General features: G+C 68.9%; 11 protein-coding genes and 1 pseudogene. 4 read left to right on the top strand and 8 right to left on the bottom strand.

Features of this window, described 5'->3' with window-relative positions; genetic code table 11:
* Positions 1-36 precede the first annotated feature (36 nt).
* The 3 genes from QP029_RS12950 to QP029_RS12940 are packed head-to-tail and all read left to right on the top strand — an operon-like array spanning position 37 to position 1326.
* Positions 37-672, top strand: a complete 636-nt coding sequence (locus QP029_RS12950; RefSeq protein ID WP_284874669.1) for an IMPACT family protein — start codon at positions 37-39, stop codon at positions 670-672.
* Positions 673-704: 32 nt separating this feature from the next.
* A complete protein-coding gene (locus QP029_RS12945; protein ID WP_284874668.1) occupies positions 705-938 on the top strand; it encodes a hypothetical protein in 234 nt (77 codons plus the stop codon).
* A gap of 4 nt (positions 939-942) precedes the next feature.
* Entirely contained in the window at positions 943-1326 is a 384-nt protein-coding gene (locus tag QP029_RS12940; protein ID WP_284874667.1) for an RNA-binding S4 domain-containing protein, read from the top strand.
* Here QP029_RS12940 and QP029_RS12935 read toward each other — a convergent pair.
* The 8 genes and pseudogenes from QP029_RS12935 to QP029_RS12895 all read right to left on the bottom strand — a co-directional run bounded on the left by QP029_RS12935 (position 1323) and on the right by QP029_RS12895 (position 11471).
* Positions 1323-2378 (bottom strand): Atu2307/SP_0267 family LLM class monooxygenase, encoded by a 1056-nt coding sequence (locus tag QP029_RS12935; RefSeq protein WP_284874666.1) that lies wholly within the window; start codon positions 2376-2378, stop codon positions 1323-1325. The genes QP029_RS12940 and QP029_RS12935 overlap by 4 nt on opposite strands.
* A gap of 45 nt (positions 2379-2423) precedes the next feature.
* Positions 2424-2552, bottom strand: a complete 129-nt coding sequence (locus QP029_RS12930; RefSeq protein WP_284874665.1) for a hypothetical protein — start codon at positions 2550-2552, stop codon at positions 2424-2426.
* 45 nt (positions 2553-2597) lie between these two features.
* On the bottom strand, positions 2598-3623 hold the full coding sequence (locus QP029_RS12925; protein WP_284874664.1) for a GTP pyrophosphokinase: 1026 nt from the start codon (positions 3621-3623) through the stop codon (positions 2598-2600).
* Positions 3616-6096 (bottom strand): malto-oligosyltrehalose synthase, encoded by a 2481-nt coding sequence (gene treY / locus QP029_RS12920; protein ID WP_284874663.1) that lies wholly within the window; start codon positions 6094-6096, stop codon positions 3616-3618. The genes QP029_RS12925 and treY overlap by 8 nt, the downstream gene beginning before the upstream one ends.
* A 41-nt stretch (positions 6097-6137) precedes the next feature.
* Positions 6138-6746, bottom strand: a complete 609-nt coding sequence (locus tag QP029_RS12915) for a hypothetical protein (protein WP_284874662.1) — start codon at positions 6744-6746, stop codon at positions 6138-6140.
* Positions 6747-6852: 106 nt separating this feature from the next.
* Positions 6853-8213: pseudogene (locus tag QP029_RS12905) on the bottom strand (3'-5' exonuclease).
* 113 nt (positions 8214-8326) lie between these two features.
* Positions 8327-10840: a glycogen debranching protein GlgX gene (gene glgX, locus QP029_RS12900; RefSeq protein ID WP_284874659.1), complete on the bottom strand. Its 2514-nt coding sequence runs from the start codon at positions 10838-10840 to the stop codon at positions 8327-8329.
* Between the two features lie 79 nt (positions 10841-10919).
* Positions 10920-11471 carry a TetR family transcriptional regulator gene (locus QP029_RS12895; RefSeq protein WP_284874658.1) on the bottom strand — a complete coding sequence of 184 codons (552 nt, stop codon included), beginning with the start codon at positions 11469-11471 and terminating at the stop codon, positions 10920-10922.
* A gap of 117 nt (positions 11472-11588) precedes the next feature.
* On the opposite strand from QP029_RS12895, the gene QP029_RS12890 reads away from it, so the two are divergent.
* Positions 11589-12260, top strand: a complete 672-nt coding sequence (locus tag QP029_RS12890; RefSeq protein ID WP_284874657.1) for a hypothetical protein — start codon at positions 11589-11591, stop codon at positions 12258-12260.
* Positions 12261-12264: the final 4 nt, after the last annotated feature.

The raw sequence follows: 12264 nt of genomic DNA, 5'->3' as shown, positions 1-12264 counted from the left end.
GTTTCGGGATTCGCCCGCCAGGTAGCATTCATCACCATGCAGACCTCCTACGCGTTGCCCGCCGCCGGCCGCACGTGGACGCACCGATGGGAGGTCAAGCGGTCGAAGTTCCTCACTTTCGCCCGCCGGGTGATGTCGGAGGAGGCGGCCCGTGACTTCATCGCCGAGGTCAGGCGGGAGTACCCGGACGCCCGCCACCACTGCAGCGCCTACCTGCTGCACGTCGACGGGGCGAATCCCGTCGAGCGTTCCTCCGATGACGGTGAGCCCTCGGGGACCGCGGGGACACCGATGCTGGACATGCTCCGCGGGTCCGGGCTTATCGACGTCGCCGTGGTCGTCGTCCGCTACTTCGGCGGCGTCAAGCTCGGCGCCGGCGGCCTGGTCCACGCCTACTCGCAGTCGGTCCAGCAGGTGCTGCCGCTGGTGGACCGGGTCACCCGCAGCCGACGGGAGCTGTACACCGTCACCGCGCCCCATGCCGAGGCCGGGCGGCTCGAGGCGGAGCTGCGGGCACGCGATCTCGTGGTCGACGTGGCCTACGGTGCGGAGGTGACGATGACCCTCGCCGTGGCCCCGGGTGGGAGAACGGAGCTGGCGTCGACCCTGGCGTCCCTGACCGCCGGGGTGGCGGAGCCGGCGGAGGCGGGCACGGCCTGGGTGGAGTCGTGATCACGGGGGCGTCGGGCGATAGGATAGGGGCCATGACAATGCAGCGTCGCCCCAACAACCCCATCGAGCAGCGCAAGCAGGCCGTGCGCAGGTACACCCGCAACGCCGCCCTCAGCGTCGGCGGTGGCGTGGTCGGCGGTGCCGCCCTGGCATTGCTGTTCACCAGCTGGGCGTGGCTGGTCATCGGCCTCGTCGTCGCCGTGGTCGGCGGGTACATGAACTGGTCGAAGATCCAGAAGATCGTCAACCACCGGGACAACTACTGATCCGATGACCCAGCCCGACGGACTTCCCGTCCGCATCGACGTGTGGGTGTGGGCGGTACGGATCTTCAAGACCCGCTCTGATGCGGCCACCGCCGTGCGCGCCGGGCACGTCAAACTCAACGGCTCGGCGACGAAACCCGCCCAGCAGGTCGTCCCCGGTGACCGGATCCGCGTGTGGGTCAACCACCGGGAACTGGACCTGGAGGTGCTGGCCACCGTGCGCAAGCGGGTCGGTGCCCCCGTCGCCCGGACCTGCTACGTCGACCATTCCCCGCCCCCGCCGCCGAAGGAGATCCTCGCCTCCCAGCCGCGCCGCGACCGGGGTGCCGGCCGCCCGACGAAGCGGGAGCGCCGCGAGCTCGACCGCCTGCGGGGCCGGAACTCCTAGCTGCGCTGGTCGAGGATCCGGCGCACCCGCGGGATGACCTCCTCGCCGTAGAGGCGGATGGTCTCCAGGTTGTGTTCGTGGGCGACCGGACCGTTGGCGTACTTGAGCACGAATCGGTCGAGGTCGAGCGCGGTGATCGTGTCGGCGATCTTGGCGGCCACGGTGTCGGGGGAGCCGACGTAGAGGGCGCCGTGGGTGATCTCCCGGGTGAACTGCTCCATCGTGGGGGCGGGCCAGCCACGTTCGGCGCCGATGCGACGCTGTCCGGCCATCCACTCCTCGAACAGGCGCTCCTGGGCCGCATCGTCGGTGGGGGCGATCAGGCCCGGGGAGTGGATGCCCACGGGCAGCTGGGGCTGACCGAACTCGTCGTTGGCCCGGCGGTAGAGGTCGACGAAGGGGCGGAAACGGCGGGCGGCGCCACCGATGACGGCGAGCATGAGGGGGAAGCGGTGGCGGGCGGCGCGGACGACCGATTCCGGGGATCCGCCGACGGCGACCCACACGGGCAGCGGGGTGGCCAGGGTGGGGTAGAGGCGCTGGTTGTCCAGGCCCGGGCGCAGTGAGCCGCGGTGCCAGGTGACGGGTTCGTCGGCGGCGTCGGCGTCAAGGATGGTCCGCATGAGGTCGAGCTTCTCCTCGAAGAGCTGCTCATAGTTCTGCAGGTCGTAGCCGAACAGGGGGAAGGACTCGGTGAAGGAGCCCCGGCCGAGGGTCATCTCGGCGCGGCCGTCCGAGATGGCCTGGAGGGTGGAGAAGCGTTCGAAGACGCGGACCGGGTCATCCGAGGACAGCACGATGACGGAGGTGGTGAGGTGGATGTTCCGGGTCGTAGCTGCGATGGCGGTGAGGACGACGTCCGGGGCGGAGACCGCGAAGTCGTCGCGGTGGTGTTCGCCGATGCCGAAGACGTCGATGCCGACCTCGTCGGCGAGGACACCCTCGGCGACGATGTTGCGGATGACCTGGTCGTAGGGGAGGAGATCGCCACCGTCGGGGGAGCGGGTGACGTCGCCGAAGGTGTCGAGGCCGAAGGTGATGCGCTGAGTCATGAAGTTAATGATACGTCAACAAAAGACGTAGCGCGAGATCCCCGGTTAAAACAGACCCCAGTCCGCCGGCGGGAAGTCGATGCCGAAGTCACGGAAGAAATCGGCGATGGACAGGGCCCAGACGTGGATGGCGTCGGCGGCCAGCGGGAAATCTTCGCGGATGGACGAGATCATGGATTAACTCTCCTGTTGATTCCTGGGGGTGCGGACCAGTCCATGCTACTGCGGAGACCGCCGGGTGTCCGGCACAATCCGCGCGGCACGCATTCTTTTCAACCGGCCCGCCAACTGGTGGGGCCGCTGGGACGGACGGGAACCGGTGGAACCGGTCCGGTTGATGTGCTCCTGCCCGAAACGGCGCAGCAGCAGGTCGTCGATGAGGCGGATCTGGCCGGGGTGGAACCGGTACTGCACCGCCTGGTGCACGGCCTCGATGTCGTTCGGGTTGAGCAGCTTCTCCAGCTCGGCGACGGTGGTGATGCCGTTGGCGTTGAGCAGCCGCTCCAGCCACCGGTAGTTCTCCGACCGGGAGCCGGGGAAGCGGTTGCCCAGCAGCATGGCGAGCACACCGGGCAGCGTCTCCGCGGTGAGGTCGACGTCGTCGGCGGGCGAGCCCTCGGCGTCCTGGAGGGCGGCGATCTGGTCGAACTGCTGGTCCGCCAGCTCGATGAGGCCGGCGGCGAGGGTGAACGCCCGGTCCACCCGCGGGTCGAGGTCCTCGCCACCGCGCTTGTAGCGGATGTCGTGCTCGAACTCGGCCCAGGCGTGCTGCAGCACGGTGCGCACCTGCACCTCGAAGGACACACCCTGGTACGGGGTGAGTTCCTCGATGTCGGAGGAGTTCTCGTCGACGGTGAGGATGAGGTGATGGGAGCCGTAGCCGAATCCGCCCGCGACGCGGGTCTCGGCGGTCTTGTCCACGGAACGTTCCACGGTGAAGGACTGCTGGAGCACCCCGATGGCCACCGGGATCTCGGTCGAGTGGAAGGTGGTCACCCGCACGCCGATGAGATCGTGGATGTCGGTCCACGGCTCCGGGTAGAGGAACTCCCCGTCGGGGCCCTTCTTCCGGGCCTTGGCCTTGAGCGAGGGCCAGTCCTTCAGCCGGGCGGTCACCCGGTCGTAGGTGACGCCGGCATCGGCCAGCAGGTCCTCGATCGAGCCGCCGAAGTCATCGGCGACGTCCGGGTGGGTGCGGCGCCACTCATGGTAGCGGCTGCCCAGGCGGGCGATACGGTCAGACATCACGCTCCACCGGCTGGGCGACGAGCAGGGCGGTGGGGAACAGGGCCAGGACCTCGGCGACAGGGGCGGTCGACTCGAAGGTGCGGCCGGTGAGCTGGTCCAGCCAGCGGCCCTCCGGCAGGGTGACGGTGGTGTCGGCCCAGCCGCCACGCTGTTCCAGCAGCAGCGGTCGGCGGGTGGCGAGGGTGATGACGCCGATGCCGCCGGCGTCGCCACGCGCGGAACCGATGAGGTGCGACTCGGCGGGGCCGACGGCGAAGACGGCCTGCATGTCGCCGCCGACGAAGTACTCGGGGTGCGCGGCGCGCAGCTTGAGGCCCTCGTGGACGACGTGGAGCTTGATGCGGTCGCCGTAGAGATCGAGCTGCGGGTAGGCGCCGGTGGTGCCCTCCTGGGCGGCGGCCTCGGCGGCGAGGTCCTCCCAGTCCACGCCCTCGTCGATGATGTCGAGGACCTGGCGGCGGGCGATGTAGTCGACGAAACGCCGGTTGTCCGGGTCGACGAGGGAGTCATCGAGGAACTCGGTGCCCTGGTAGATGTCCGGGATGCCGGGGCCGGTGATCTGCAGGAGCTTGCGGCCCACGGAGATCTGGGCGGCACCGCGGGCCAGCGGGCCGACGAACTCGGTGATCAGGGAGGTGACGGGGCCGTCGAGAAGCACGTCGACCCAGTCGGCGACGGCGGACTCGAAGCTGTCGTTGGGGTCGACCCACGTGGTGTGGACACCGGCCTCGCGGATCGCCTTGAGCGCGTAGCCCTGGAACCGCTCCCGCAGGGTCTCGGTGATCTGGCCGTCGACGGGCCAGATGCCCAGCAGATTCTGGATGAGGAAGTGCCCGGTGCCGGCGTCGGGGGCCGGGACGATGGCGGTGATGCGGTGGATGAACTCGGCAAAGTCGCTGGGATTCTCCGTCAGCTCGATGATCCGGGCACGGACGTCCTCACCGCGCTTGGTGTCGTGGGTGGTCAGCGTCGTCATCGCCTTCGGCCACAGGCGGGCGCGTTCCTGCTGGAGGAGGTGGAACTCGGCCGCGGAGACGCCGAAGCGGCCCGGGGCGCCGCCGACTTCCTGGAGGGCGACGAGGCGGGCGGCACGGTAGAAGGTGGTGTCCTCCACACCCTTGGCCATGACGGCACCACAGACCTGGGCGAAGCGGATCTTGGCCTCCGCATTGGCGTTGAGGGCCGCGGCGATGAGGTCCAGGGCGTCGCGACGCGAGGGGAAACGACGCGACATCTCCGCGATGACCGTGGCGGTCACCCGCGACAGGGAGAGGTAGTCGGCGCGGTAGACCGGCATCGCGGCCACCAGCTCGACGATGGTGGTGGTCAGGTCCTCCTCGGCGACGGCGGAACCGGCGGTGGAGAAGTTGTCGCGGCGCATGGCGCGGGCCAGGCGGCGGATCTCGGCGCTGAGCTCCTCGCGGGCGACCTCACGCTTGAGTTCCTGCTGCGCGGCGGTGACAGCGGCCTCGTCCCAGGTGGAGCCGGAATGCTGGAGGGCGAGCATGGACATGGAGTCCTCGGCCTCCCGGGAGACGAACACGCCGTCAAGTTCCCGCAGCGCGTCGTAGCCGGTGGTGCCGTCGACGGACAGACGGGGGTCGAGGGCCTCGTCGACCTCGAGGATCTTCTCCACCACCAGCCACCGGTCCTCGCCGACGACCTCACGCAGGCGGGTGAGGTAGCCGAAGGGGTCGGACAGGCCGTCCGGATGGTCGACGCGGACGCCGTCGATGAGATCCTCACCGATGAGCTGCCGGATGATGCGGTGGGTGTGCTCGAAGACCATGGGGTCCTCCTGGCGGATACCCGCCAGCCCGTTGACGGAGAAGAAACGGCGGTAGGAGATGACCCCGTCGCGCCAGTACATCAGGCGGTAGCTCTGCCGGTCGTAGACCTCGCGGGGGTCATCGTCGAGGGACTCCCACGTGCCGTCCGCGACGGGGAAGTGGTTGTCGTAGTAGGCGATGACGGTCTCGCCGTCGAGCTCGGTGAGCTCCAGCTTGTCCTCGTCACCCGGCTGGCCCAGCACGGGCAGACCGAGCTTGCCGTCGGCGCCGTTGTCGGAGTGCCAGTCGATGTCGAAGTAGTGCTCGTAGTCCGAGTCCTGCCCGTTCTTGAGCACGTCCCACCACCACTTGTTCAGTCGCGGATCCTGCACCCCGAGGTGGTTGGGCACGATGTCGATGATGATGCCCAGGCCCGCGGCATGCGCGGTGGCCGCCAGCTCCCGCAACCCCTCCAGGCCACCGAGCTCCGGGTTGACCTCGGTGGGGTCGGTGACGTCGTAGTTGTGGGTCGACGTCGGGTCGGCGGTGAAGATGGGGGAGAGGTAGAGGTGGCTGACCCCCAGATCACGCAGGTACGGCACCTGGGCGGCGGCCTCGGCGAAACCAAAGGACCGGCCAGCTGGATCCGCCTGCGGGCCCCGCAGCTGCAGACGGTAGGTGGCGGTGATGGGACGACGCATGAGACTCCTCGGACGTTATGCAGAAATGTGCACCCACCACCCTAGGCGGACGCGGTCATCAGTGCGGCACGGGACACCGCCGTGGGGAACCCGTGCGCCCACCGCACCGCGACCTCGAGCAGTGCGGGGCCGGGCACGAGGCGCGCCGCCACGTCCACCCACGTATCGACGTCCGCGATCGGCAACGCCAGCAGCATCGACGGGGTGGGCGCGAGGTACCCGACCTCGCCACCGACCAGGTCGGTGAGGTGGGTGTCGAGGATGGTGAAGGTGTGCGGGTGAGCCAGCCACGCGGACACCTGGTGGCCGGGGGTGGCCACCTGCAGACCCGGGGCGCCGTCCCCGAGAACCAGGGGCGCCGGGCGGGTGAGGAACCGGACGCCCCGCCGGGTGCGGGTGCGTTCCACCAGGTTGTCCGCCGCCACGTCCCAGGCCCGGTGTGCCGAGAGATCGAGTTCCCCGAGGCCCCGGTAACTGACGTCCCGCCCGGCACTGGTGAACCCCGTGCACAGTTCGTGCGACAGCGCGATGTAGGCCAGTGAGTCGCTGAACCCGTCGTCGCTGAGGCTGCGGCGGCGGGACCAGTCGAGCGGATGCAGGGCGGGCAGCAGGGTCGTGGGGCTCAGGGGCACGGTCGGGGTGGTCGGCATGGTCGGGGTCCTCTCGGCGGTGACGCGTGCTGGCACGCGCTGTCACTACTGTCACTACTGTCAGACTCCGGAAATGCGCCGCCGGTTCCCGTACCGGGGGAAAACTCTAGAACGGGGGATGCTCGTCCTCCGGGACCGTGCCCCCGGTGTCGGCCGATGCGGGGTCGATGCCGAGGACGGCGTAGAGCTGCTCGGCGGACCAGATGTCGATCTCCTGGCCCTTCGCGATCAGCTCCTCCGCCCGCTTCTGCTTCGACGTCTTGGTCGCCCAGCTGCCGGCGACGAGGATCGTCGTCTTCTTTGTCACGTTCTTGCCGATGTCCGCCCCCAGCTGTGCCATGTCCTGCCACAGCTGGCCCTTGTCGAAGGGCTCGAAATCACCGGAGAGGGTGACGTTCTGCCCGTACAAGGGGTTGGCGGAATCGGCGTCCTCGTTGGCCTCGGGGATGGTGTCCGGGGTGGCCACCGACTGCCAGGGCGCGCGCCGCCGACCTCCCCGGACTCCTCTGGATACTGCTTCTCCGGGGCGGGCTCAGTGTGTCGCTCCTGCACAGCCACCGTGGCTCCGGAGCGGATCTTCAGCACCGGCCACGCCCTGTCACCCTCCAGTCCGCCGAGGGTGAATCCCTGTGCCTGGTGGAAGGAGACGAAGTCGCCGCGGTGGCCGGCGCGCCGGGCCAGCTCGACGATGATCATCGCCGCCGCCCGGGCGTCCGAGGCGGCGTCGTGGTGGTGGACCAGATCGACGCCGAGGGCCTGCGCCACCACGGGGAGCCGGTGGCTGCTCAGGCCGAGCCGGGCGGCCCGGGACAGGGCGAGGGAGCAGCCGTAGGTCAACGGCGGCACCGCCAGGTCGGAGGCCAGGCAGGCCCGCAGCGTGGCGATGGCGTCGAACTGCGCGTTGTGTGCCACCACCGGCAGGTCCCCGATGAACTCCAGCAGCTGGGGGAGACGCTCGGCGAAGGTGGGCTGGTCGGCGACGTCATCCGGGGTGATGCCGTGGACGGCGACATTGCCGGGCTGGAAGTGGTCGATGCCCGCCGGCGGGCGGCAGAGCCAGGACCCGGCGGCGACCTCCACGCCGTCGACGATGCGGACCACGCCGATCTGGCAGATGGAGCCGATGTCGGCGTTGGCGGTCTCCACGTCGAAGCCGATGAGGTTGAGCCCCGGGACCGCCCCGGTGGAGGCGACCGGGGCCTCGCCGCGGCGGGCGGCGTCGAGGTCGCCGAGGAAGTCCTCGAGCTCCCGGGCCTGGTTCGGGGCGAAGCCGATGGTGAGGTCGACGCCGTCGAGGTGGACCCACCCGGCGTCGAGAAGCGTCGGGGCCTGGGACGTGACCCCGGTGACCTCGGCGAGCTCCACGGTGACCTCCGCCTGCCCCAGCAGGGCGGCCGCCAGGGGCGTGCGGTGGATGCTGATGCCGGTGGCATGGACGGTCAGGTGGGCTCCGTTGGCCGGGATCACGTGGTCGACTCCGTTTCAGTCCCCGATGGGCGGGGGCGGGAATGGGAATGGTCCGCCAGTCTACCCCTGGGGGCTGGCGGACCATGGACGTCGTGGGTCAGAGAGTGGGTCAGTTATTCGACGTCGGTGTACTCGTCGGCGATCGCGGCCTGGCGCTTCGCCCTGAGTTCCTCCGCGGACAGGTCGGCGCGGCCGGTGTCCTCGTAGGGTGAGTCGTCGTCGGAGTCGCCGGAGTCATCCCCGGACGGGATGGCACCGTGCTCGTCCTCGACCTCGAAGTCGGGTTCGTGTGCGGCGTCCTCGACCACGTCGTCGGCCGCGGCGTCAGCTCCGTCTCCGGCCTTCTCACCCTCCTGTTCAGCCACGGCCTCGGCGGTGGCGGAGGAGGCGGCGGTCACCTTGTCACCGACCTGACCCAGGTCCGCCTTGCGGTCCTCGGCGGTGACGACCTCGGTCTCCTCGTTCTCGTCCCACTCCGGGCCCTCGATCTGCTTGAGCAGCATCGTGGAACGGGCGGGGACGGTGATGGTGCCCTTCGCCTCGACGATGGCCGCCTCGATCGGGTAACCGATGTCCTCGGTGGTGTCCACCAGCAGCTGCCAGCGCACACCGAGGGAACGCGGCGGGAGGGTGAACTCGATCTCCTCGTAGTGCGCGTTGAACATGAGGATGAAGGAGTCGTCGGTGATCTTCTGGCCACGCTCGTCCGGCTCGGTGATGGCGTCACCGTTGAGGTAGACCTGCAGGGCCTTACCGAAGGCGAAGTCCCAGTCGTCCTGAGTCATGAGCTTTCCGGAGGGAACGAGCCAGGCGATGTCACGGTCGCGGACGTCGGCACCCAGGGGGCCGCCGGCGAGGAAGCGACGGCGACGGAACACCGGGTGGCGGCGACGGATGTTGAGCAGCCGCTTGGTGAACGCGTGGAGGGTGGAGTTCTCCTCCAACTGGTCCCAGTCCATCCACGCCAGCTCATTGTCCTGGCAGTAGACGTTGTTGTTGCCGTTCTGGGTCCGCGCCATCTCATCACCGTGCGAGATCATCGGCGTGCCCAGCGACAGGATGAGGGTGGTGAGGAAGTTACGGCGCTGGCGAGCGCGCAGGGAACGTACGTCCTCGTCGTCGGTCGGGCCCTCGACGCCGTGGTTCCACGACCGGTTGTGGGACTCGCCGTCCCGGTTGTCCTCGCCGTTGGCCGCGTTGTGCTTCTCGTTGTAGCTGACCAGGTCATTGAGGGTGAAACCGTCGTGGGCGGTGATGAAGTTGATCGACGCGGTGGGGCGACGGTCGTTGTTGGCGTAGAGGTCCGAGGAACCGGTGAGGCGGGACGCGAACTCGCCCAGGGTGGCGGGCTCGCCGCGCCAGAAGTCACGGACGGTGTCGCGGTACTTGCCGTTCCACTCGGTCCACAGCGGCGGGAAGTTGCCCACCTGGTAGCCGTTGTGGCCGACATCCCACGGCTCGGCGATGAGCTTGACCTGGGAGACGACCGGGTCCTGCTGGACCAGGTCGAAGAAGGTGGCCAGGCGGTCGACGTCGTGGAGCTCACGCGCGAGGGTGGAGGCGAGGTCGAAACGGAAGCCGTCGACGTGCATCTCGGTGACCCAGTAGCGCAGCGAGTCCATGATCAGCTGCAGGGAGTGCGGGTCGCGGACGTTGAGGGAGTTACCGGTGCCGGTGTAGTCCATGTAGTGGAACTTGTCGCCGTCGACCAGCCGGTAGTACGCCTCGTTGTCGATGCCGCGGAACGCGATCGTCGGGCCCAGGTGGTTGCCCTCGGCGGTGTGGTTGTACACCACGTCGAGGATGACCTCCATGCCGGCCTCGTGGTACGCGCGGACCATGCCCTTGAACTCGGACACGGCACCGCCGGGCTTGCGGGCGGCGGCGTAGTCCTGCTGCGGCGCGAAGAAGCCGAAGGTGTTGTAACCCCAGTAGTTGCGCAGGCCGATGTCGCGGAGGCGGTCGTCCTGGAGGAACTGGTGGACCGGCATGAGCTCGACGGCGGTGACGCCGAGGTCCTTGAGGTAGGAGATGATCGCCGGGTGGGCCAGACCGGCGTAGGTGCCGCGCAGGTTCGCCGGGACATCCGGGTGCGTCATCGTCATGCCCTTGACGTGGGTCTCGTAGATGACGGTGTCGTTGTAGGGGATGCGCGGCGCGCGGTCGGAGCCCCAGTCGAAGAAGGGGTTGATGACCACGGACTTCATCGTGTGACCGAGGCTGTCCTCTTCATTGCGGCCGGATCCCGGGGGCTCGGCGTGGATGTCGTAGGAGAACAGGGACGGGTCGCCGTCGAACTCGCCGTCGAAGGCGCGGGCGTACGGGTCGACGAGGAGCTTGTTCGGGTCGCAGCGCTTGCCGTTGTGGGGGTCGTACGGGCCGTGCACGCGGTAGCCGTAGCGCTGACCGGGCTGGACGCCGGGAAGGTAGCAGTGCCAGACGTGGGCGTCGACCTCCTCGAGCGGGATGCGGACCTCGTTGTCCTCGCGGTCGATGAGACAGAGCTCGACCTTCTCCGCCACGTCAGAGAAGAGGGCGAAGTTGGTGCCTGCTCCGTCGTAGGTGGACCCGAGGGGGTAGGGGTCTCCCGGCCAGACCGTGTAATTATGCGCGGACTCTTGTGTCATGGGGTCCGATCATAGTGGGTGCAGGGTCGATTCACCGTCTGCGCACCCCGCCTGTGGCCCGATTGTGTGGTGTTTGCCGTCACCCTCGTCCGAGACCGTGGAGCAGGTAACTCACCCCGCGCCGGAAATCCTCGGCCGGGGTGCCCGTCGGCGGGGCGGGAGTGCCGGTGTCCGCCGCGTACTGGCGGTGGGACTGCTCCAGCGTCGTCGCGCCGAGCACCAGGTGCAGCAGGGCGGCGGCACCGACCCGGGAGACGTCCGCGTCGTCGAGGGCAAGGGCGTCGGAGAGCTGCTTCTCGACGTCCCCCCGCGTCTCCGAATCCGGCTGCGACAGGGCCGCACTCACCAGCTCCGCGCCGTCGCGGTGCGCCAGCAGGGCCGTCCGGAGGCGGTCGGCGAGCTCCTCGGGTGAGGCGGGATCGGTCGTGTCGAGTGCGGGCGCGAGGATCCGGTCGGCGATGGCGGCGATGAGCTGCTGCTTGTTGGCCAGGTGCCAGTAGAGTGCGCCGGGGGCCACTCCGAGGTGGGTGGCCACGCGGCGCATGGTCATGTCGGCCAGCCCGTAGGAATCGAGAATCTCCATGGCGGCCGTGACGATGGTGTCCCGGGACAACTGCACGTCGACGAGCATACCGGCTGACCTGCGGCGGGTAACAGACCGGGACAATCCGGATATAAGTCACACATTAGTTCAGTCGCCTTGCTAAGGTGGCGCTTTGACGAGCGAAACATCCAACAGGAGTACACCGTGACGATCTCGCTGACCATGAAGAAGACCATTACCGCACTCGCACTGGCGGCCCCGCTCGCCCTCGTGGCGTGCGGTTCTGACGATGGTGCAGACGAGACCACGAGCTCTGCCCCGAGCACGGTCACCAGCACCCGCACCTCGGAGACCACCACCACGGAGACCTCGGAGGAGGAGACCACCTCCTCCTCCGCTGCCCCGTCCGAGACCAGCGCGGAGCCGACCGAGGGGGACACCGAGGACCCGCAGGCCGCCCCGCAGATCAACGACCCCTTCGCCGCCGGCCAGCTCGCCTACGAGGAGGCCACCCCGGTCGAGGGTGGCGGCCCGGCCAGCGAGGCCGACCGCGCGGAGATCGAGGGCCTGGTGGGCGGCATCTACCAGTCGCAGACCTTCCACCAGTTCCTCCGTTACGTGCCGGAGAACGCCTGCAGCGCGGTCATCGAGGCCAACGGCGGTCCCGCCGCCCTCGACCTGGGGGACATCCCGGACATGCCGCTGAGCCAGCTGCCCGGTTACGCCGAGTCCAACGCCCACATCCAGTCCATCGACGATGTCCGGGTCGAGGGCGACCAGGCCTCCGCCGTGGTCACCGCGGTGAGCAACGGTCAGGCCGAGACCCAGACCCAGCGTTTCCTCAAGGAAGACGGTCGCTGGAAGTTCTGCAACTGACCCG

The organism is Corynebacterium suedekumii, from assembly GCF_030252185.1.
GTDB lineage: Bacteria > Actinomycetota > Actinomycetes > Mycobacteriales > Mycobacteriaceae > Corynebacterium > Corynebacterium suedekumii.
The sequence above is the reverse complement of the archived record's forward strand: the minus strand, read 5'-3'. Positions and strand labels throughout refer to the sequence as shown.